Origin of the sequence: Enterobacter sp. RHBSTW-00175 (genome assembly GCF_013927005.1) — a bacterium.
Lineage (GTDB): Bacteria > Pseudomonadota > Gammaproteobacteria > Enterobacterales > Enterobacteriaceae > Enterobacter.
The window spans coordinates 2,423,103-2,444,348 of sequence record NZ_CP055930.1 but is presented as its reverse complement, the minus strand read 5'-3'; the positions used below and the strand labels follow the sequence as shown (position 1 = coordinate 2,444,348).

The 21,246-nt window shown below is 52.9% G+C and carries 21 protein-coding genes; 7 read left to right on the top strand and 14 right to left on the bottom strand.

What is annotated here, in order from left to right:
* Positions 1–97 precede the first annotated feature (97 nt).
* Positions 98–1,093, bottom strand: a complete 996-nt coding sequence (gene dusA / locus HV107_RS11550) for a tRNA dihydrouridine(20/20a) synthase DusA (protein ID WP_182063295.1) — start codon at positions 1,091–1,093, stop codon at positions 98–100.
* A 143-nt stretch (positions 1,094–1,236) separates the two neighbouring features.
* Here dusA and HV107_RS11545 point away from each other — a divergent pair, with 143 nt between their 5' ends.
* Together HV107_RS11545 and HV107_RS11540 are read left to right on the top strand one after the other, a co-directional pair.
* Positions 1,237–1,503 carry a type II toxin-antitoxin system HicA family toxin gene (locus HV107_RS11545; RefSeq protein WP_259349694.1) on the top strand — a complete coding sequence of 89 codons (267 nt, stop codon included), beginning with the start codon at positions 1,237–1,239 and terminating at the stop codon, positions 1,501–1,503.
* Entirely contained in the window at positions 1,500–1,835 is a 336-nt protein-coding gene (locus HV107_RS11540) for a type II toxin-antitoxin system HicB family antitoxin (RefSeq protein WP_014068507.1), read from the top strand. Before HV107_RS11545 ends, HV107_RS11540 begins: the two co-directional genes overlap by 4 nt.
* 32 nt (positions 1,836–1,867) lie before the next feature.
* Here HV107_RS11540 and traF read toward each other — a convergent pair whose 3' ends face one another.
* The gene (gene traF / locus HV107_RS11535; protein ID WP_182063294.1) at positions 1,868–3,115 is read right to left on the bottom strand and encodes a conjugal transfer protein TraF; all 1,248 of its coding nucleotides are present in this window, start codon (positions 3,113–3,115) and stop codon (positions 1,868–1,870) included.
* Between the two features lie 170 nt (positions 3,116–3,285).
* A complete protein-coding gene (locus HV107_RS11530) occupies positions 3,286–3,774 on the bottom strand; it encodes a cupin domain-containing protein (RefSeq protein ID WP_166718264.1) in 489 nt (162 codons plus the stop codon).
* Between the two features lie 116 nt (positions 3,775–3,890).
* On the opposite strand from HV107_RS11530, the gene zur reads away from it, so the two are divergent.
* Positions 3,891–4,403, top strand: a complete 513-nt coding sequence (gene zur / locus HV107_RS11525) for a zinc uptake transcriptional repressor Zur (protein WP_182063293.1) — start codon at positions 3,891–3,893, stop codon at positions 4,401–4,403.
* 69 nt (positions 4,404–4,472) lie between these two features.
* On the opposite strand, the gene HV107_RS11520 is transcribed toward zur, so the two are convergent.
* The 4 genes from HV107_RS11520 to HV107_RS11505 all read right to left on the bottom strand — a co-directional run bounded on the left by HV107_RS11520 (position 4,473) and on the right by HV107_RS11505 (position 7,289).
* The gene (locus HV107_RS11520; RefSeq protein WP_028017939.1) at positions 4,473–4,682 is read right to left on the bottom strand and encodes a CsbD family protein; all 210 of its coding nucleotides are present in this window, start codon (positions 4,680–4,682) and stop codon (positions 4,473–4,475) included.
* 120 nt (positions 4,683–4,802) lie between these two features.
* On the bottom strand, positions 4,803–6,140 hold the full coding sequence (gene dinF / locus HV107_RS11515) for an MATE family efflux transporter DinF (RefSeq protein WP_182063292.1): 1,338 nt from the start codon (positions 6,138–6,140) through the stop codon (positions 4,803–4,805).
* Between the two features lie 63 nt (positions 6,141–6,203).
* Positions 6,204–6,812 (bottom strand): transcriptional repressor LexA, encoded by a 609-nt coding sequence (gene lexA / locus HV107_RS11510; RefSeq protein ID WP_182063291.1) that lies wholly within the window; start codon positions 6,810–6,812, stop codon positions 6,204–6,206.
* 108 nt (positions 6,813–6,920) lie between these two features.
* Positions 6,921–7,289: a diacylglycerol kinase gene (locus tag HV107_RS11505; RefSeq protein ID WP_014068500.1), complete on the bottom strand. Its 369-nt coding sequence runs from the start codon at positions 7,287–7,289 to the stop codon at positions 6,921–6,923.
* A 153-nt stretch (positions 7,290–7,442) separates the two neighbouring features.
* Here HV107_RS11505 and plsB point away from each other — a divergent pair, with 153 nt between their 5' ends.
* On the top strand, positions 7,443–9,863 hold the full coding sequence (plsB, locus tag HV107_RS11500; protein ID WP_182063290.1) for a glycerol-3-phosphate 1-O-acyltransferase PlsB: 2,421 nt from the start codon (positions 7,443–7,445) through the stop codon (positions 9,861–9,863).
* Positions 9,864–9,968: 105 nt separating this feature from the next.
* On the opposite strand, the gene HV107_RS11495 is transcribed toward plsB, so the two are convergent.
* From HV107_RS11495 to malK, 6 genes are all read right to left on the bottom strand, one after another.
* Positions 9,969–11,326, bottom strand: a protein-coding gene (locus HV107_RS11495; RefSeq protein WP_105318584.1) for an IS3 family transposase whose coding sequence is annotated in 2 segments (ribosomal slippage) — positions 9,969–10,864 and positions 10,864–11,326 — 1,359 coding nt in all. Because the reading frame shifts where the segments join, the coding sequence is not laid out codon by codon here.
* Between the two features lie 69 nt (positions 11,327–11,395).
* Positions 11,396–12,265 (bottom strand): 4-hydroxybenzoate octaprenyltransferase, encoded by an 870-nt coding sequence (gene ubiA, locus HV107_RS11490; RefSeq protein WP_182063289.1) that lies wholly within the window; start codon positions 12,263–12,265, stop codon positions 11,396–11,398.
* A gap of 12 nt (positions 12,266–12,277) precedes the next feature.
* Complete coding sequence (gene ubiC / locus HV107_RS11485) at positions 12,278–12,775, bottom strand: chorismate lyase (protein ID WP_182063288.1); 498 nt, start codon at positions 12,773–12,775, stop codon at positions 12,278–12,280.
* 178 nt (positions 12,776–12,953) lie between these two features.
* Entirely contained in the window at positions 12,954–13,907 is a 954-nt protein-coding gene (gene malM, locus HV107_RS11480; protein WP_182063287.1) for a maltose operon protein MalM, read from the bottom strand.
* A 114-nt stretch (positions 13,908–14,021) separates the two neighbouring features.
* Positions 14,022–15,335 (bottom strand): maltoporin, encoded by a 1,314-nt coding sequence (locus HV107_RS11475; protein ID WP_182063286.1) that lies wholly within the window; start codon positions 15,333–15,335, stop codon positions 14,022–14,024.
* Positions 15,336–15,406: 71 nt separating this feature from the next.
* Positions 15,407–16,516 (bottom strand): maltose/maltodextrin ABC transporter ATP-binding protein MalK, encoded by a 1,110-nt coding sequence (malK, locus tag HV107_RS11470; protein ID WP_182063285.1) that lies wholly within the window; start codon positions 16,514–16,516, stop codon positions 15,407–15,409.
* Between the two features lie 371 nt (positions 16,517–16,887).
* On the opposite strand from malK, the gene malE reads away from it, so the two are divergent.
* The 3 genes from malE (at position 16,888) to malG (ending at position 20,646) form a co-directional block, all read left to right on the top strand.
* A complete protein-coding gene (gene malE, locus HV107_RS11465; protein WP_182063284.1) occupies positions 16,888–18,078 on the top strand; it encodes a maltose/maltodextrin ABC transporter substrate-binding protein MalE in 1,191 nt (396 codons plus the stop codon).
* A gap of 121 nt (positions 18,079–18,199) precedes the next feature.
* Positions 18,200–19,741 (top strand): maltose ABC transporter permease MalF, encoded by a 1,542-nt coding sequence (malF, locus tag HV107_RS11460; protein WP_182063283.1) that lies wholly within the window; start codon positions 18,200–18,202, stop codon positions 19,739–19,741.
* A gap of 14 nt (positions 19,742–19,755) precedes the next feature.
* Complete coding sequence (gene malG, locus HV107_RS11455) at positions 19,756–20,646, top strand: maltose ABC transporter permease MalG (RefSeq protein ID WP_182063282.1); 891 nt, start codon at positions 19,756–19,758, stop codon at positions 20,644–20,646.
* A 96-nt stretch (positions 20,647–20,742) separates the two neighbouring features.
* Here the strand turns inward: malG and psiE are convergent, their stop codons facing one another.
* The gene (gene psiE / locus HV107_RS11450) at positions 20,743–21,153 is read right to left on the bottom strand and encodes a phosphate-starvation-inducible protein PsiE (RefSeq protein WP_000202963.1); all 411 of its coding nucleotides are present in this window, start codon (positions 21,151–21,153) and stop codon (positions 20,743–20,745) included.
* Between the last annotated feature and the right edge of the window lie 93 nt (positions 21,154–21,246).

Here is a 21,246-nt window from a genome sequence, read left to right as displayed (position 1 = left end):
TACAAGAAACGTGCCAAACCTAACTCATTGTTATCAAAACAAAACGCCCCGCAACAATGTGCAGGGCGTGGTGAAATTAACTATCTTTTAGCGAAATTTATCGCTTATCGGCGACCAGACGCAGCGCGTGCTCCAGCACCTCGATGTCTGCACCGGCCTTATGCGCGTTCTCGCTGAGGTAACGACGCCACTGACGCGCCCCCGGGATCCCCTGGAACAGGCCAAGCATGTGGCGGGTAATGTGGCCAAGATAGGTGCCGTTGCTCAGCTCGCGTTCAATGTACGGATACATGGCTCGCACTACGGAGACCGGGTCAGTATCAGCACCTTCCACGCCAAAGATTTCACGGTCAACCGTCGCCAGGATGCCCGGGTTCTGGTACGCCTCACGGCCAACCATCACACCATCCATATGGTCAAGATGCACTTTGGCTTCTTCCAGCGATTTAATTCCGCCGTTAATCGACATCGTCAGCTGCGGGAAATCACGCTTCAGCTGATAGACGCGCGGGTAGTCCAGCGGTGGAATTTCGCGGTTCTCTTTCGGGCTGAGGCCTGATAGCCAGGCTTTACGTGCATGGATGATAAACATCTCGCACTCGCCTTTTCCGGCAACGGTATTGATGAATTCACACAGGAATTCGTAGCTGTCCTGATCGTCGATACCGATACGGGTTTTGACCGTTACCGGTATGGAGACCACATCACGCATCGCCTTGATGCAGTCTGCGACCAGCTGCGCATTGCCCATCAGGCACGCGCCAAACATGCCGTTCTGCACGCGATCGGACGGGCAGCCGACGTTGAGGTTAATCTCGTCGTAACCCCGCTCCTCAGCAAGCTTCGCGCACTGCGCCAGCGCTGCCGGATCGCTCCCGCCAAGCTGCAACGCAACCGGATGCTCTTCTTCGCTGTACGCCAGATAGTCGCCCTTTCCGTGAATGATCGCACCGGTTGTCACCATTTCGGTGTACAGCAACGTGTGGCGGGAGAGCTGACGCAGGAAGTAGCGGCAGTGTCTGTCCGTCCAGTCGAGCATCGGCGCAATGGAGAAACGGTGTGCAGGAAAAACAGTCTGTGATTCTGACGACATGGCGAAGTTTTAAGCATCTGGTGGAAAAGGGGCGCTACTATAGCACAGGCTCAAAAGGGATACGATTCGACTTAATGTGATATCAAAAAATGATATCATTATTCTCAACCTGGCGGCGGATTAACATTGAATGGAATATACAAATGATGAAAACATTGAACGCCCGCCACCAAAAAACATTGCAGTTAATTTTCTCTTTACCAACACCTTGCTCTCTGGAATGGCGCAAAATTGAAGCACTTTTTATCGCGCTGGGTGCAAAAATGTCTGAAGGTAACGACTCAAGGGTGAGATTCGAAATTAATGGAGTTGTAGCTTCGTTTCATCGTCCTCATCCGGATAAAGAAGAGAAGGTTTACCAGGTTCGCGACGCAATGGCTTTTCTCATCGCAACAGGAGTATCTCCATGATTAACACCATGACTTATAAAGGCTATGCCGCAAAAATCGATTACAGTGATGAAGACCTGTGCTTCGTTGGGCATGTAGCAGGTATAAGAGATGTTATTGGTTTTCATGCAGATAATGTTTCTGGCCTCCGTACAGCCTTTGAAGAAGCCGTTGATGATTATCTTGCTTACTGCACAGAACAAGGTCGAGAGCCCCTGCGTCCGGCAAGCGGGAAAATCAGTTTACGAATAGCGCCGGAAATTCACTCTGCGATTAATATCGCAGCTGAAGTGTCAGGTAAAAGCGTTAACCAGTGGATCAGCGATACGCTCACTAAAGCGGCGCATGGATAAGTTAAAAGGCACCATTGCTGGTGCCTTTTTTCTTAGAATGCCAGAGTCAACTGTGCTCCTGCCCCCCAGGTTTCGTCTTCACCGTACAGGCCCATCAGGTCGACATGTACCGTGTTGAGCGGTGCGAACCCGACACCCGCCGTAAAGACGTTGCTGTCATTGTTCTTCACGTCTGCCCGGTAACCGGCGCGAACCGCCAGCCAGCTCAACGGAGTAACTTCTGCACCAACACCCACGTACTGAGAGTTCTCTTCACTTTTAAAGCCTTTGGTTTCCGTCAGGTCGCCATCCGCAGTCAGGGTCAGAAGATCGGTATGCCATGCTGCACCAGCGGTGACGACAGGGCTTATCTGGTAGGTATCGCGCACGCCATCCACCTCTTTGGTATCGATATCGCGCGAGAAGAGGTTATGCCCGGTCAGGCCGACCGTCCAGTTATCGCCAAAGTCAGCGGCAATACCCGCATCGACGTTAAACCCGGTGTCATCGTTACGGTAACGGCTGCTGTTGATGTCGTCGCTGTTGAAGTTGTAGATAGACACCGTGTAGTTATACAGCCAGGTTTGTTGCAGCTTCGGGGTGATCCCCACAGACACTGGCACACCGCTGATATCAAACTGACGCGCCACCACCACGCCGTAGTCTGAAACAATTGCCGCACGGCCAAAACCTTTCGATTTCAGATCGTTCGGATCAACGCCAAACACAGCAGATGGTGCAGCTTCCACTGCCCGTAGTTTGTCGATATCGCCCTGATCGATGTAAGAACTCACGCGTGCACGCGCGTTGGCTTTTGCCACAAATGCCACCGAGAGCACATCATTAGGAATGCTTACAGCGATCCCACCACCCGCTTTACCGCTGGCAGTTTTTCCTTTCAGTGAATCCAGTTGATCGGCCAGGTCGCCTGCCGCAGAAGAAACTTCCCGCGATGCAGGACTAAGAGGATTTAACAGGTCGATAAGATTGATGCTATCCAGCGTGCTGCGATAACGGTTCACGTCATCGCTGATGTCATCAATCTTATCCCGCAGATTGTCTTTATCAGAAATCTGCGCGCCAATGGAGGGTAAAATAAGGGTGACGTCATCGTCAGGTTTCGCCTTTGCCAGCAATGCCGGGTTGATTAACACCCCGCTGCCATAGCTGCCTGCCGCTACGCCCGTGCCACCCATCGCGTCACTACGCGCTTCTGTCCAGGTATTGGCTGCTCCCGCCTGATTTGCCATAAACAAGGAGACAGCGATGCTAACCACCGAAAATTTAAAATGTTTCTTCACAGTATGCTCGTCTTATAGTCTGTTATGAAATAACCCCTGTCTGTTATCACCCAAACAGGAACGAACTATTGCTGTGAATAAGTACAAAAAGACCCGCTATTTCCCTAAGTTAAATCACCACCGGGCCTGTTGTATTTTGTGACGGCCTTCAATATTTATAGAAGAGGATATTATTTTCGCCCAGGTTTTCCATCGTGCGGGCCAAAAAACTGCGGCGGATGGTCTACCCACCGGTCTTCACGCGTGGCGGCATAAACCGGATTCAGTGGATAATAGATGCGGTTGTGCTTTTTGTTGGCCTCGCCAACGACCAGCAGCCGGACCTCTTCATCCGTATTGTTGATAAAGGTATGGCATACCCCGGTTCCGGCCGGAAACCCCACGCTATCACCCGGCTCCAGCTTCCACAGATAGCCATTTATCCAGGCTTCCGGATAGCCTTCCAGTACATAGATAAACTCCTCTTCGTCACTTTCCGCATGGGGATAAGACGTACGCCGCCCTGGCGGCAGGCGTTCGTGATGAATACCAATTCGCCCCAGGCCAAGTTTACGGGCCAGTGGTGCGCCAATGGAAAAACGCTCAGTGCTGTCGGGATAAGTAGAATCATCCGCGCCTTCCACATCGCGCCAGTGTCGAATACAGTCAGGTCTTTTCATTAGGTGTTTCCCCGAATTTCAATGCCTCAGGTATAGCACACCTGGCGGTTCTCGGTGTTTTTAACAGAACATGATAAAGTGAGGGTTTTCCATCCCATATACAGCCGAGGTGCTAAATGGATAAGTCCACAAAAGAGCTGCTGGCGCAAGCTGAAAAGCTCTGTGCGCAACGCAATGTGCGCCTGACCCCACAGCGCCTTGAAGTATTGCGTCTGATGAGCCTGCAACAGGGCGCCATCAGTGCGTATGATTTACTCGACCTGCTGCGCGCAAGCGAGCCGCAGGCCAAGCCGCCTACCGTCTATCGCGCGCTGGATTTCCTGCTGGAGCAGGGCTTTGTGCACAAGGTCGAATCAACAAACAGCTATGTGCTGTGCCATTTATTTGATCAGCCTACCCACACCTCGGCCATGTTTATCTGCGACCGCTGCGGCGTGGTGAAAGAAGAGTGTGCAGAAGGTGTTGAAGACATTATGCATACGCTGGCAGCCAAAATGGGCTTCGCCCTGCGCCATAATGTGATTGAAGCACACGGATTATGCTCTGCGTGCGTGGAAGTCGAATCATGCAGCCATCAGGATGCGTGCCAGCATGACCACTCCATTCTGGTAAAGAAAAAACCGCGCTAACGGCAAAAGATAAGGCGGCTCAGGGCCGCCCTCAGGGTGTACATCCTTGTACTTGCGGGTATTACCGGTCTACCAGCGATAGTCGTTACGCTTTTCCCAGTCGCCGACTTCTTTCTCCGCCTGATCTTTGGCGTAGCCATAGCGTTCCTGAATTTTACCGACAAGCTGATCGCGCTTTCCTTCGATGACCGTCATATCGTCATCTGTCAGCTTACCCCATTGCTCTTTCGCTTTACCTTTGAACTGTTTCCAGTTGCCGCTGATTTCGTCTTTATTCATCATCAGGTCCTCATCGTTAAAGAGTGAAAGGGCCGCCCAAAACCTTCATTTCATGCTGGACGTGATAACAATTTTAGTTGAGCATCTGGCACTCAGGAATTTATTCAGAATCTTTTACCATCAGGAGATGTCGTGACGAGATGAAAGCCAGGTATTATTTTTCCAGTGACGACGCCAGATAAACGCCAGCGAGAGGCCACGAAGAAGAAGAAAGACCGCGAGGGCCAGCCATAACCCATGATTCCCCAGATACGGCACCGTGAGCAGCGTTAAACCAAACCCACCCACCGCGACCGCCATGCTGTTACGCATTTCCGCGCCACGCGTTGCGCCAATGAACATCCCGTCGAGTAAATAACACCAGACGCCCACAACCGGTAAGATCACCTGCCAGATGATGTAGTGGCTTGCCAGCTCACGCAGTGCAGGTAATGACGTGAGCAGCGCAACAATATACTCACCAAAGCAGGCGTAGATGAGTGCAAATGCCAGCGCCACCAGTCCAGCCTGACGACATGCAGCACGCCAGACATCATGTAATTGCCCGCTTTCGCGCGCGCCATACGCTTGCCCGGAATGGGCTTCTACCGCGTAGGCAAAGCCGTCGAGGGCATAGGCGGTAAAGGTCAGCAGCGTCATTAACACCGCGTTGACAGCAACGATTTCCGGGCCAAGCCGCGCGCCAAAGACCGTCAGAGTGCCAAAGCACAGTTGCAGCAAAAGCGAGCGCAGCATGATGTCGCGGTTAAGCGCCAGCAGCTTGCGGATATTGCCGCGCCAGGCAGCCTTCAGCAGTGCAGGTGTTATGCCCCGCATAACCAGAACACGCCAGACCATCCACAACCCGATAATCAGCGTGCCGTACTCGGCAATAGCCGTTGCCAGCGCCGCGCCCTGCACATTCATGTGCAACCCCATAACCAGCCAGAGGTCGAGCACTATGTTCAGGACGTTCCCGACAACCAGCAGGATAACGGGAGCACGGGCATACTGAACGCCCAGCAACCAGCCCAGCAGAACCAGATTCGCCAGAGATGCCGGTGCGCTTAGCCAGCGAATATCAAGGAAAAGCCGTGCCTGCTCCAGCACCGCTTCACTGCCACCTACAATGTGTAATGCCAGCTCAATCAGTGGTGTACGCAGCAGAACGATAAGTACACCCGCACCCAGCGCCAGAATTAACGGCTGTACCAGCGCACGCGCCAGACGCAGGGGATCTTTTGCGCCAAACGCCTGTGCCGTTAACCCGGTGGTGCTCATGCGTAAAAAAAGCAGCAGCATAAAGAGGAAGCTGGTTGCCGTTGCGCCAATCGCCACGCCACCCAGATACACCGGTGAATCCAGATGACCAATAACCGCCGTATCGACCAGCCCCAACAGCGGAACGGTGATATTGGAAAAAATCATCGGCAGTGCAAGACGCCACAATGCCTTATCGGAAGCAGTCAGCAGTGACATGAAAAATACCGGGAGTGGGAAATGAATCAGGCTACGGAGGCTCCGTAGCCTGTCAGGGGGAGATTACAGCCATTCTCCGTTGCGGATGACGCCAACCGCCAGACCTTCAATGGAGAAGTTATGTTCGCGAAGATCCACCACGATTGGGGAGAATTCGCTGTTTTCCGGCAGCAGTTGCACAGTATTTCCCTGTTTTTTCAGGCGCTTAACGGTAACTTCGTCATCAATACGCGCCACCACCACCTGGCCGTTGCGCACATCCTGAGTCTTATGAACCGCCAGCAGATCGCCATCGAGAATACCGATATCTTTCATGGACATGCCGCTAACGCGCAGCAGGAAATCTGCACTCGGTTTGAACATGCCAGGATCGACCTGATAGTGACCTTCAATATGCTGTTGTGCGAGCAAAGGTTCACCTGCCGCGACACGGCCAACCAGCGGAATGCCCGTCTCTTCTTCTACCAGCAGACGGATGCCGCGTGAAGCGCCAGAAACAATCTCAATCACGCCTTTACGCGCCAGCGCTTTAAGGTGTTCCTCGGCAGCATTTGGAGAACGGAAACCCAGACGCTGCGCGATTTCCGCACGCGTAGGTGGCATTCCTGTCTGGCCGATATGATCCCGGATGAGATCAAACACCTCTTGCTGCCTGGTCGTTAACGCTTTCATTCCGCCCCCTGGGTGTATATACAGTTATGCTGTGAGTATATACAGTCAAAGGTGATTTTGGAACCAAAAACTGCACAAAAAACCAGGGACTTAATTATTCCTCGAGGCTCATCGGAAATGCGACCAAAGCAGCGTGACCCAGGTGATAACCGCAGTGATAATCGCCAGCAACACGGCGGCAGACCCCATATCTTTTGCACGACCAGAGAGCTCATGGAAATCAGAGCCAATACGATCAACTACCGCCTCAATAGCGCTATTGAGAATTTCCACTATCATCACCAGAAGCACAGAACCAATAAGAAGAACGCGCGTTATGGCATCAACATCAAGGAAACAGGCAATGATTACCGCAACGATTGCGGCAACGCCTTCCTGACGAAAAGCGGCTTCATTGATCCACGCGGCACGGAAACCTTTCCATGAATAGCCGGCAGCTTTGATGATTCGGGTTAACCCAGTGGTATTATTGGCCATTAAAAGAACCTTTTATTAGAAATAGCGTCAGTAACTATAGACGCAGTGCGTTTACTGCCGCCTGAAGTATGACGGGTAACAACAGAAATTTTGCGCGCTTTCTGTTATCCTTGCGCCGCAATTGCATTATTAACCAGAGGCTTTACATCGTTTATGTCCGGCTGGCCACGAATTTACTACAAATTACTTAATTTACCATTAACCGTTCTGGTAAAAAGCAAGTCTATCCCAGCAGAACCCGCGCTGGAATTAGGGCTCGATACCTCTCGCCCTATTATGTATGTTTTGCCTTACAACTCGAAGGCAGACTTGCTCACGCTCCGCGCCCAGTGTCTGGCGCATGATTTACCCGATCCGCTTGAACCACTGGAGATCGACGGTACTCTGCTGCCGCGCTACGTGTTCATTCACGGCGGGCCGCGTGTGTTTACCTATTACACGCCAAAAGAAGAGTCCATCAAGCTGTTCCACGACTACCTCGATCTACACCGCAGCAATCCTGATTTGGATGTGCAGATGGTGCCGGTATCGGTGATGTTTGGTCGTCGCCCAGGTCGCGAAAAAGGGGAAGAAAACCCACCGCTGCGGATGCTCAACGGTATCCAGAAATTCTTCGCGGTGTCCTGGCTTGGTCGCGATAGCTTCGTGCGTTTCTCTCCTTCTGTGTCGCTGCGCCGTATGGCAGATGAACACGGTACGGATAAAATCATCGCGCAAAAACTGGCTCGCGTGGCACGTATGCACTTTGCGCGCCAGCGTCTTGCAGCCGTAGGGCCGCGCCTCCCGGCGCGTCAGGACCTGTTCAATAAATTGCTGGCGTCTAAAGCCATTGCCCGCGCCGTGGAAGACGAAGCGCGCAGCAAGAAGATTTCGCATGAGAAAGCACAGCAGAACGCCATCGCATTGATGGAAGAGATCGCCGCGAACTTCTCCTACGAGATGATTCGCCTGTCCGATCGTATTCTGAGCTTTACGTGGAACCGCCTCTATCAGGGGATCAACGTCCACAACGCCGAGCGCGTGCGCCAGCTGGCACATGACGGCCACGAAATTGTCTATGTGCCCTGCCACCGCAGCCACATGGACTACCTGCTGCTTTCCTACGTGCTTTATCATCAGGGTCTGGTGCCACCGCACATCGCGGCCGGTATTAACCTGAACTTCTGGCCAGCAGGGCCGATTTTCCGCCGCCTTGGTGCCTTCTTTATTCGTCGTACCTTCAAAGGTAACAAGCTCTATTCCACCGTATTCCGCGAATATCTGGGCGAGCTGTTCAGCCGTGGTTATTCCGTTGAGTATTTCGTGGAAGGTGGGCGTTCCCGTACTGGCCGCCTGCTTGATCCGAAAACCGGCACGCTGTCGATGACTATCCAGGCCATGTTGCGCGGCGGTACCCGCCCAATTACGCTGGTGCCGATTTACATCGGTTACGAGCACGTGATGGAAGTGGGAACGTACGCCAAAGAGCTGCGCGGTGCGACCAAAGAGAAAGAGAGCCTGCCACAGATGCTGCGTGGTCTGAGCAAGCTGCGTAATCTGGGTCAGGGCTACGTGAACTTCGGCGAGCCAATGCCGCTGATGAACTACCTTAACCACCATGTCCCGGAATGGCGCGAGTCTATCGACCCTATCGAAGCGATACGCCCTGCATGGCTGACGCCAACGGTGAACGGCATTGCCGCCGAGCTGATGGTGCGTATTAACAACGCAGGTGCGGCCAACGCCATGAACCTGTGCTGTACTGCGCTGCTGGCATCGCGTCAGCGTTCACTGACCCGTGAACAGCTTACCGAGCAGCTCGATTGCTATCTGGACATTATGCGGAATGTTCCGTACTCAGTGGACTCGACGGCGCCTGCCGCAACCGCCAGCGAGCTTATCGATCATGCCTTGCAGATGAATAAGTTCGAAGTTGAGAAAGATACGATTGGCGACATCATCATTCTGCCGCGCGAGCAGGCGGTGCTGATGACTTACTATCGTAACAACATCGCGCATATGCTGATGCTGCCTTCGCTGATGGCCGCCATTATTACCCAGCATCGTCGTATTTCTCGTCAGGACCTGCTGCGTCATGTCGACGCGCTGTATCCGATGTTGAAAGCCGAGCTGTTCCTGCGCTGGAGTAAAACCGAGCTGGCGGCAGAGCTGGATAAATTGACCGAAGAGCTGCGTCGTCAGGGGCTTATCACCGTCAATAATGACGAGCTGCATATCAACCCATCTCGCTCCCGCACCCTGCAACTGCTGGCGGCTGGCGCGCGTGAAACCCTGCAACGCTATGCCATTACGTTCTGGTTGTTGAGTGCTAACCCATCCATCAACCGCGGCACGCTTGAGAAAGAGAGCCGCACGCTGGCACAGCGCCTGTCGGTACTGCACGGCATTAACGCGCCAGAATTCTTCGACAAAGCGGTATTCAGCTCTTTAGTGCTGACGCTGCGTGATGAAGGGTTTATCAGTGATACCGGCGATGCCGAGCCAGAAGAGACGCTGAAGGTTTACCAGATGCTGGCTGATCTGATTACGTCTGATGTGCGTTTAACGATTGAGAGCGCGACGCAGGACGAATGATGTTAATCGCGGCCTGATGCCCTCACCCCGGCCCTCTCCCACAGGGAGAGGGTGAAAATAAAAAAGCAGCCATCTTGAAGTGAACCCCATATATTGGACACGTTCTTAACTGGCGGCTGACATGGCCTGGGTTCGGTATTGTACCGGACTCAGGCCGTTTAGTTTTAGCTTGATTCGTTCGTTGTTGTAGTAGTGGATATACTCTTCCACCGTTTTTCGTAGATGGTCTGTATTTTCAAACTCTTCGTGGTACCAACATTCTGTTTTCAGCAGACCAAAAAAATTTTCTATCACTGCATTGTCCAGACAGTTCCCTTTGCGCGACATGCTTTGTTCTATGCCTTTAGCTTTAAGTTTCTCCTGATACCGTGCCATCTGATACTGCCAACCCTGATCAGAGTGCAGTACCGGTCTGTCACCCGGTTTCAGCCTCTTGACGGCTTTGCTGAGCATGTTTTCGACCAGATTCATTCCCGGATGCGTCGTCATATTCCAGGCTATTATCTCGCTGTTATACAGATCAAGCACTGGTGACAGATACAGCTTTGTCCCTTTTACGTTGAACTCTGTCACATCCGTGACCCATTTCTGGTTTGGACTGCTGGCCTTAAAATCACGTGCAAGGGTATTTGGCGCTACTTTACCGTAGGTGCCTTTGTATGACTGATACTTTTTGCTTCTCAGGCATGAGGCCAGCCCCATCTTGCGCATCAGTTTCCGTACTGTTTTATGATTAATGCCATAGCCTTCATTACGCAACGCCAGGGTAATGCGCCGGTAACCATATCGTCCTTTATGATAGTGGAACAGTGCGGCTATTCTTTGCTGTTCGCCCTCATAGCGCTCTCCACGGCTATCTGCTTTGACATGCCAGTAGTACGTGCTGCGAGGTAATCCTGCTATATGAAGCAGCATTCTCAGGTTATGGTTTCGCCTCAATTCGGTAATTATTTTTGCTTTGTCTTCTGCTTTTCCCGAATCAAGGCCTGAAGCTTTTTTAGGTAGGCATTCTCAACACGCAGGTATTCAAGTTCTTCCTCAGCGTTCTGGAACGCTGGACGGGGATTATTAAGTTCTTTATCTGAAGTTTCGTTCTTCCCTGACTTCATCTGGCGTCCTCTGGGTTTATCCTGTAGGGCAATGATACCGCCAGTACGGTAAAGACGCTCCCATTTGCTGACAGTACAAGCGGCTGCAATACGAAACTCCGCCGCAGCTTTCCGGGATGATTTGTTGTGTTGCTGCATCCAGAGCACGACAGACTCTTTAAACTCGGCAGAGTAAGCCCTGGTAGGAATGGTAAAACTGTCCATCCCATTCACTTTCCAGTGCTCAGTCCAGCGTCTGACCGCTCCGTGATCAACGCCGAACAACCGCGCTGTTTTCTTTGCACCATCACTGCTGAACAGATAGTGGAGTACGACTTGCTGCTTGAATTCAGGTGAGTATTTTTTTCTGCCCATTGAAACGCAAAACCCCTAATCGTTGGATGTCCAACTTTCGGGGTTCACTTCAATCTGGCTGCTTTTTTATTATGAAAAATAACTCATCGCCAGCCCTAAAAACAGCACCAGGCCCACGTAGTTATTGTTCAGAAACGCTTTAAAGCAGGCTTCACGCTCGCGCTTCGCGATCAGCTTTTGCTGATATACAAACAGCATCCCGGCAATCAGCACTGACCAGTAAAATTCCCAGTTCAGCTCGTTCAGGCGACCAATCGCCACCATCAGCGCCAGTACCGCTACCTGCAAAATCCCGATAATCAGCTTGTCCTGGCGGCCAAACAGGATCGCCGTCGATTTGATCCCAATTTTCAGGTCATCGTCGCGGTCGACCATTGCATACTGGGTATCGTACGCCACGGCCCACAGGATATTAGCCAGGAACATCAGCCAACAGCTGAGCGGTACGGTTTCGCTGACCGCCGCAAACGCCATCGGAATCGACCAGCCAAACGCAGCACCCAGCACCACCTGCGGCAGATGGGTATAGCGCTTCATAAACGGATACACCCAGGCCAGCGCCAGTGCCGCGACAGAAAGCAGGATGGTCATGGTGTTGAGGGTTAACACCAGTAAAAAGGAGAGCACCACCAGCACGATAAACAGCGTGCGCGCTTCTTTTTCCGTGACCTGACCGCTTGGTAGCGGGCGGTTGGCGGTACGTTTCACGTGGCCGTCGAATTTACGGTCCGCGTAGTCGTTTACCACGCAGCCTGCCGCACGCATCAGCCAGACTCCAGCGACAAACACCGCCAGGATCCACAGTGGCGGCAAACCGGGGGTCGCAACCCACAGCGCCCACAGGGTAGGCCACAGCAGCAGCAACGCGCCGATGGGTTTATCAGTACGCATTAAGCGGTGATAGGCCAGCAGCTTGTTCTGCTTCAGACTCCACTCCATTTTTTCTTCCTCTCAGTACAACGGCGATGCCGGTAAAAAAAGCTCCGTCAGCATTAACGGTTTACCGCTCAGGCGAAGGCGGGAACGGCGCCCCCACAGATCGGCATCGCGGCCAATCTCAATAAAATCACGGGTAAGTTCGGAGGAGGTGAAAAGATATCGCCCCAGCGGCGTTTTCCCCAGTTGTTGCAGCGCTAATTCCGGCCCGGACAAGGTGGATTCAGGCACAACCGTCCGCCCGGCAAGCCACGGCTCGCCATCTGCACAAAGTAAAATCTCACGTAACCAGTAGCGTTCTTCTTTTGGCAGCAGCGGCAACTCACTGGCAATCGCCTCAGGGGTGACAAACCCTTCCTGAATCAGCGTCACGGTGACCGTTTTGCCCTGTTGCTCAAAACGTTTAGTCATGGAATCTTCCAGCAGCAACCAGTCAAGCTGCTCCGGGTCAAGCGCAGGTATTTGGTCGAAATAGCGCAGCGCACGCAGTTGCGTTAGCGCAGGGTGTGACATGCCAGACTCTCCGATACATAACATAATGGCATTGTATCGCAGAAAAACGGATTGAGGGCGGCCAAACGTTATTTAGCGATCACTATCGCAACAACAGCGCAACAGCGCGGGCGACACAAAAAAAAGTGCGCCCACTCAGGCGCACTAAAACTAACAAATCAGCACTGTGGGGAAACGGTTACCCCTTGCCTTTTACACTGCTGATAAAGGTGGAACGGGCAGTGGTTGAACCTAAACGCTCAGCTTCATCAAGCAGCTTCAGTGCTTTATCGACATCGCCTTTCTTAACAGCCTGCTTAATGGCGTTGTTAAAGTAAGATTCGGTATCGTTGAGCACCGGCTCGGATGGTTTTGCCGGAGCCTGAGATGCAGCGGCAACCGGTGCAGCTGCCGCAGCGGCTGGAGCAGCATAAACAGGTGCGGCGGTATTACCCACGGTCACAGGGCCGGTGCCGGAGGAGCCAAACAGTGGGCCAACCAGGACGCTGGATGCATTGTTTGTTGAAACTTTCAGCTTCAGCAGGCCATCGGTTACGTGGCGCGCCAACGGGTCCGGGATATCCGGTACCGAGTTACCTGTGCCTTTTGCATAGGCTTTAGCCGGGTCGATAAGCTTGGTGGTCTGCTGCAAGTCTTTCTCGGTGGTGAAGACCAGCACATAGATCTTCTGCTGACCCAGCGCAGGCGTCAGGCGCATTTTCCCTTCCAGGCGATCAGCGCTCATCACGCCAGGTTCCTGGTAGCCAAAGTACTCGCTTGGGAAGAAGGCAGATGGCGTCATATTCTGATCAAGGATCAGCACGTTAGGCGCAAATACGCTGGTTTGATTGCTCACTTCACTGGTCAGGGTCAGCGTCAGTTCACCGATATTTGCCGGTACGCTAAAGGCGGCAACCGGGCCAGTAATGCCGGGAACATTAAGCTGTTGGCCGCCCGCAGAGAGCTGCGTTGACTGGACTTTAGATTGATCAACCGGGGTCCAGGCGAGTTGCTGGAGCGCCGCCGCCGGAATTGCTGGCGCAGCACTGGTATTCTGAGGAACGAAATTCACATCTGCAAAGGTGATAGCCGGTACACTTGCCAGCAGCCCCGCAGAGAGGCACAGCGCGACGAGACTTTTCTTCATTTTCATTGTTATTACCTCTGATAGCGTGAGCACTGCGGTGGCCAGGCAATAGCGCGCAGCACCCTAAGGATAGAGGGGCTTTCGCCCCTCTTTTTAGGTCATTACGTCAGGTCTTACGTATTACCACCAGATTTCCATCTGGGCACCGAAGGTCCACTCATCAGAGTCGCCACGGCTGAAGGTTTTCGCGGAAGTGTCGCTGTACGCTACGCCAGAATCATAACCAGTACCGGAGTCGCTGTTCGCGTAGCCCCATTTCTCATCCCACTTCGCGTAGGTTGCGAAGACACGGATAGCCGGACGGGACCAGATGCTGTCGCCTGCCTGCCATTGTTGTGCCAGGGTGATTTTGTACTGGCTGTTGGTATCGTCAGTTTTCTGAGATTTGACGTTGTCGTAGCCAACTTCCAGCAAGGTGCTCATGATTGGCGTCCATTTGTACATAGGACGAACACCGACGGTCCACCATTTGGTACCGTTGTTGTTATCCAGGTTGATGTCCTGGTACATACCCACGTACATCAGGTCCCAGGAGTCGCCCAGAGAGATCGCACCGTGGTCCAGCACGCGCCACATGTCACCGTTGTTGTTGATGCTACCACCTTCAGGACGGCCTTTACCGTTGGAGGTCATAGAGTCAGTTGCGTATTGCAGAACGAACTTGTTGAAGCCCTTCAGCATACTTTGGGTATGTTCAGCGGTGAACATCCAGCCGTCTTTAGACGCGCCAGGTTGCAGGTAGTAGTCGTCTGGAATGTTGGTGTGACCGTAGTCAACACCGAACTCCAGCGTACCGCCTTCGTTGACCTGCATCTGTGCTAAACGGACGTCGAAGACATCGTTCGGTACCAGGTTGTCATAAATACGGTTACCCAGTGCATCACGGTCAGCGAAGGTCGCAGAACCGCCCGATTCAGAAGAACGGGTCGCTGCCAGAGAAAGTTTACCGAAGCCCAGATCGATGTTTTCGATACCCGCACCAGGACCAGAAATATCCCAGTAGTAGAAGTCGATCATGTGGACGTCATGACGTTGATAGAAACGCTTACCTGCCCAGATGGTAGAACCTGGCAGTGCGTCGATGAGGTTTTTACCCTGCACGTTAGCTTCACGGAAAGCCGGGCTGGTGGATTCCCAGTCGTTCTGCTGAGAAACGGAATACGCTACGTTAGTATCGAAATAGAAGCTCTTATCGCCTTCTTTCCATACTTCCTGGCCCAGTTTTAACTCGGCATACGTTTCACATTCGTTACCAAGACGGTATTTACTTTGAGCACCTGTTGCCTGGAAACATTGTTGTTCACCGCCACTCCCGGTCCAGCCAATGCCGGAACGAGCATAACCTTTAAAGTCTACGGCTCCTGCCTGGGCAGACAGGATGCCTGCCGCAATGGCGATCGCCAGAGGGACTTGTTTGCGCAGAGTAATCATCATTCTATCTCCTGAGATCATTGCTTTTCTTTGAACACTTCACCTGATGGTTTCGTGTCTTTTATTGGGATTGCTTAAACGCCTGGCTCTTTGTGCAGCCGACGACATGCAGTGCCATCCTCACGGAACAGATGGCAACGCTCTGGCGGCAAGCCGATAGCGAATGTGGCACCCTCTTCTACCAACACCACGTCATTCTGGCGGTAAACCAGGTTCTGACGGATGGCGGGGATCTGGATATGAATCTGTGTTTCGTGACCAAGCTGTTCTACAACCTGAACTTCACCTTCCAGCGTCACATCAGCGATGTGGCTCGGCAGTAAATGTTCAGGGCGAATTCCGAGGGACATATTCGCCCCTACCTGTACGTTGGCGCTGTCAACGGGCAGCCAGACTTGCTGGCGGTTTGGCAGCTCCACCTGTACCTGTTCAATCGCGGTGGCTGTCACTTTGACCGGCAGGAAGTTCATCTTTGGCGAGCCAATAAAGCCCGCAACAAAGCGGTCTGCCGGGTAGTGATAAAGCTCCAGCGGTTTGCCCACCTGCGCCACACGACCGGCATCCAGCACCACAATCTTGTCGGCCAGCGTCATCGCTTCGACCTGATCGTGGGTGACGTAAATCATGGTGCGACCAAGACGCTTGTGCAGACGGGAAATTTCGATACGCATCTGGACGCGCAGTGCGGCATCCAGGTTAGAAAGAGGTTCATCAAGCAGGAACACGCGCGGTTCCGCCACCAGCGTACGGCCAATTGCCACACGTTGACGCTGACCACCGGAGAGCGCTTTTGGTTTACGCTCCAGCAGGTGAGCCAGCTGTAAAACTTCGGCGACCTGAGTCACACGCTGGTTAATCACCTCTTTTTTCGCCCCTGCCAGCTTCAGGCCAAATGACATGTTTTCGGCAACGGACAGGTGTGGATAAAGTGCATAAGACTGGAACACCATGCCTACACCACGTTCGGCAGGCGGGATGTCGTTCATACGGGTTTCACCAATGAACAAATCGCCACTGGTGATCGTTTCAAGACCGGCAATCATACGCAGCAGAGTAGATTTACCGCAGCCTGATGGGCCAACAAACACCACAAACTCACCTTCGGTGATGTCCAGATTGATGTCTTTCGACACCACTACGTCGCCCCAGGCTTTCGTTACATTACGCAGCTGTACGCTCGCCATGCCCTTCTCCCTTCGTTACAACCTGTCACCGACAGAAACATTCAAGATAAGTTCATTATGGGGTATCCATAACTTTCGTGAATCCTCCACCCCCGGCTTTTTTATGGGGGAGGAGACGGGAGGATGAGAGAGCAGGCTCTGCGACCGCGTCTGGGGCGCTGATACTAAAATCGTGAAGCGGCCTGCAAAATTCAGTGTGTTTTTATGTGCGCCAGCACTCATAACTTAAATTTATGCAACAGAGATCACACAAACAGGGGGTGGGGCGTAGGGCTCAGGAGGATGGAAAGAGGATGTCAAATAAGGAGACTGAGTCACGTTGAACCACCTCAGTGTATCCACGAGCACATCACCAAAAAAGGATGGCAGATATGAAGATCAAGACTGGCGCACGCGTTTTCGCATTGTCCGCCCTGGCAGCAATGATGATTTCCGCACCGGCTCTCGCCAAAATTGAAGAAGGTAAGCTGGTTATCTGGATTAACGGCGATAAAGGCTATAACGGCCTGGCCGAAGTGGGTAAAAAATTCGAGAAAGACACGGGTATCAAAGTCACCATTGAACACCCGGATAAACTGGAAGAGAAATTCCCACAAGTTGCTGCAACGGGCGATGGCCCGGACATCATCTTCTGGGCGCATGACCGTTTCGGCGGTTACGCACAATCTGGCCTGCTGGCTGAAGTTACGCCAGACAAAGCGTTCCAGGACAAACTGTTCCCGTTCACCTGGGATGCCGTTCGCTATAACGGCAAGCTGATCGCCTACCCAATCGCGGTTGAAGCCCTCTCTCTGATCTACAACAAAGACCTGGTGCCAAACCCACCGAAAACCTGGGAAGAGATCCCTGCTCTGGATAAAGCGCTGAAGGCGAAAGGTAAATCTGCGCTGATGTTCAACCTGCAAGAACCGTACTTCACCTGGCCGCTGATTGCCGCCGACGGTGGTTACGCGTTCAAATTTGCAAACGGCAAGTATGACGTGAAAGACGTGGGCGTGGACAGCGCTGGCGCGAAAGCGGGTCTGACCTTCCTGGTCGACCTTATCAAGAACAAACACATGAACGCCGATACCGATTACTCCATCGCGGAAGCTGCGTTCAACAAAGGCGAAACCGCGATGACCATCAACGGTCCGTGGGCCTGGACCAACATCGACAAGAGCAAAATCAACTACGGCGTAACGCTGCTGCCAACGTTCAAAGGCAAGCCGTCTAAACCGTTCGTTGGCGTGCTGAGCGCAGGTATCAACGCCGCCAGCCCGAACAAAGAGCTGGCGAAAGAGTTCCTGGAAAACTACCTGCTGACCGATCAGGGTCTGGATGAAGTGAACAAGGACAAACCGCTGGGTGCTGTTGCGCTGAAATCCTTCCAGGATCATTTAGCAAAAGACCCACGTATCGCGGCCACCATGGATAACGCCCAGAAAGGCGAAATCATGCCGAACATCCCACAAATGGCCGCATTCTGGTATGCCACCCGTACTGCGGTCATTAACGCCGCAAGCGGTCGTCAGACTGTCGATGCTGCGCTGAAAGATGCTCAGGGCCGTATCACCAAGTAAGTCAGAAAAACGGCGGGTGGCGCTTGCGCTTACCCGCCCTACGACTACGGCACGATCCGTAGGTCAGGTAAGCGCAGCGCCACCTGACAATAAGTTTTCACCGTTGTAGAGGAAGAACCCCATGGATGTCATTAAAAAGAAACACTGGTGGCAAAGTGACACACTGAAATGGTCAGTGATTGGTCTGTTATGCCTGCTGGTGGGCTACTTGATTGTTTTAATGTACGTACAGGGGGAGTACCTGTTCGCCATCGTGACGCTGATTTTAAGCTCTGCTGGCCTGTATATTTTCGCTAATCGTAAAGCCTATGCATGGCGTTACGTTTATCCGGGTGTCGCCGGGATGGGGCTGTTCGTCCTGTTCCCGCTGATTTGTACCATTGCTATCGCCTTTACTAACTACAGCAGCACCAACCAGTTGGCGCAAGAACGCGCAACGCAGGTGCTTCTGGATCGCTCATACCAGGCGGGTAAGACCTTCAACTTCGGCTTGTATCCTGCGGGTGATGAGTGGAAGTTAGCACTCACTGACGAAGAGAGCGGTAAAAGCTTTGTTTCCGACACGTTCAAATTCGGCGGCGAACAGAAGCTGGCCTTAAAAGAGGCCGCCCTGCCGGAAGGTGAACGCGCCAACCTGCGAATCATTACCCAGAACCGCCTGGCACTGACCCAGTTGACTGCCATGCTGCCCGATGAAAGCAAAGTGACCATGAGTTCACTGCGCCAGTTCTCCGGCACTCAGCCGCTTTACACACTGGCCAATGACGGCACGCTGACTAACAACCAGAGCGGCGTGAAATATCGCCCGAACAACGACATTGGTTTCTATCAGTCCATCACTGCCGATGGCAAATGGGGTGATGACAAACTCAGCCCGGGCTATACCGTGACCATCGGCTGGGACAACTTTGCCCGCGTGTTTACCGATGAAGGCATTCAAAAACCCTTCTTCGCCATCTTTGTCTGGACGGTCGTCTTCTCGGTGCTGACCGTGATCCTGACCGTTGCCGTGGGCATGGTGCTGGCGTGTCTCGTGCAGTGGGAATCACTGAAAGGCAAAGCGATTTACCGCGTGCTGCTTATCCTGCCGTATGCCGTACCATCGTTTATCTCGATTCTGATTTTCAAAGGGCTGTTTAACCAGAGCTTCGGTGAAATCAACATGATGCTGAGCGCACTGTTCGGTATCAAACCGGCCTGGTTCAGCGACCCGACAACGGCCCGTTCGATGATTATCATCGTGAACACCTGGCTTGGTTATCCGTACATGATGATCCTGTGCATGGGCCTGCTGAAAGCCATCCCGGACGACCTGTACGAAGCCTCGGCAATGGATGGCGCTGGCCCGTTCCAGAACTTCTTTAAAATCACGCTGCCGCTGCTTATTAAACCGCTGACGCCGCTGATGATTGCAAGCTTTGCTTTTAACTTTAACAACTTCGTACTGATTCAGCTGTTGACCAACGGCGGCCCTGACCGTCTTGGCACCACAACGCCCGCAGGCTATACCGACCTGCTCGTGAGCTACACCTACCGTATCGCCTTCGAAGGTGGCGGTGGTCAGGACTTCGGTCTGGCGGCGGCGATTGCCACCCTGATCTTCCTGCTGGTAGGCGCTCTGGCGATTGTGAATCTGAAAGCTACACGAATGAAATTTGATTAAGGAGGGCACTGATTATGTCTATGGTTCAACCCAAATCTCAGAAGCTGCGCCTCTTCGCGACGCATTTAGGCCTGCTGATTTTTATCGCAGCAATCATGTTCCCGCTGCTGATGGTCATCGCCATCTCCCTGCGCTCGGGTAACTTTGCGACAGGTAGCCTGATCCCGGATGAAATCTCCTGGGAACACTGGAAGTTAGCGCTTGGCTTTAGCGTGGAACATGCGGATGGCCGCGTCACGCCGCCACCGTTCCCGGTGCTGCTGTGGCTGTGGAACTCGATAAAAATCGCCGGGATCACCGCGATTGGTATCGTAACGCTCTCAACCACCTGTGCGTATGCTTTCGCCCGTATGCGCTTCCCGGGCAAAGCTACACTGCTGAAAGGGATGTTGATTTTCCAGATGTTCCCGGCGGTACTGTCTCTGGTCGCCTTGTATGCCTTGTTTGACCGCCTTGGGCAGTATGTGCCGTTTATCGGCCTGAACACGCACGGCGGCGTGATCTTCGCCTATCTTGGCGGTATCGCACTGCATGTGTGGACCATCAAAGGGTATTTCGAAACCATCGACAACTCGCTGGAAGAAGCGGCGGCGCTGGATGGCGCAACCCCATGGCAGGCGTTCCGTCTGGTACTGCTGCCACTGTCGGTGCCTATCCTGGCGGTGGTGTTTATCCTGTCGTTTATCGCCGCTATCACCGAAGTGCCGGTCGCGTCTCTGTTACTGCGCGATGTGAACAGCTACACCCTGGCGGTAGGGATGCAGCAATACCTCAACCCGCAAAACTACCTGTGGGGCGACTTTGCTGCGGCAGCTGTACTCTCTGCCATCCCGATTACCGTGGTGTTCCTGCTGGCGCAGCGCTGGCTGGTTAACGGCCTGACGGCGGGCGGTGTAAAAGGTTAAGTTTCATTGTGTTATGCCACTGCAACCCTCAACTTTGACGTATTGTATTGACCCAACTTGTGACTGTTGTTAGGCGCTCTTCGGAGCGCCCTTTTTTTATTCTCGTTTCAGCCGTTTAGAGTTGCACAGCCAGAGGGTGATAACCAAAAGCAGGATCGCCGCCGAATAGATCAGCACATCCAGGGGAGATTTATGATCGACGATGATCAGCCGCACTATCGCCGTGATCCCAATGTAGACAAAATAGCGTAGCGGGAAGTGAAAGCCTGACTGAAAATACTTCACAATCAGGGCGATAAATTCAAAGTAGAGAAAGTAGACCACCAGTCCTTCTACCAGCGCATATTTGCTGGTTTGTTCAGGGGCGAACAGCACATCCGCCAGATGCACCGTTTCTTTTCCCAGAAAGACGACCAGTATCAGACCAAGGCTCAGCAGACCGAGATTCAGCACGGTCTGGAGGATTGTTGAGATAAACTCAACACGCGGACGAGTCAGGGATGTCATACAGCACCTCATTCTCCAGGGCGAGGTTCCTGTATAACGCAAAAATGTGACGGAGATCTATATTTTTTGTTTATGTTTTGTCCGCATGAGCAT